At 43.9% G+C, this 287-nt stretch carries 1 protein-coding gene; it reads left to right on the forward strand.

What is annotated here, in order from left to right; genetic code table 11:
* On the forward strand, window positions 1-287 hold a 287-nt coding region (locus tag CWC28_RS22050), incomplete at both ends, for a hypothetical protein (protein ID WP_171038342.1).

A 287-nucleotide genomic window follows, 5' to 3' on the forward strand; every position in this document is an offset into this window, starting at 1 on the left:
GTTCAAGTTAAGAGTAAGAAATACGCAGAAGGTTTGAAGAATAGCCAGGAGATGCTGGAAAAAGTCAGAAAGGAGCCACCGGAAAATCGCTCACTCATCCAGTACCTTGAGTCCATGTATCTGGTTTGTGCACTGAATGGGGATTCGGACATTGAAAAGCTTGAGGAAGTCCTGTCTGACAAAAACAGGGAAGAACGTATTGAATGGTACCTGGCTATAGCAAAGGCTGCTGCAAAAGGCAGTGACTGGATTCAGGCATCCAAGAAAAAGGAACTGTATTGTTTTAG

The sequence above is a fragment of the Pseudoalteromonas sp. S4492 genome (genome assembly GCF_005886115.1).
In the GTDB taxonomy this organism is placed as follows: domain Bacteria; phylum Pseudomonadota; class Gammaproteobacteria; order Enterobacterales; family Alteromonadaceae; genus Pseudoalteromonas; species Pseudoalteromonas gelatinilytica.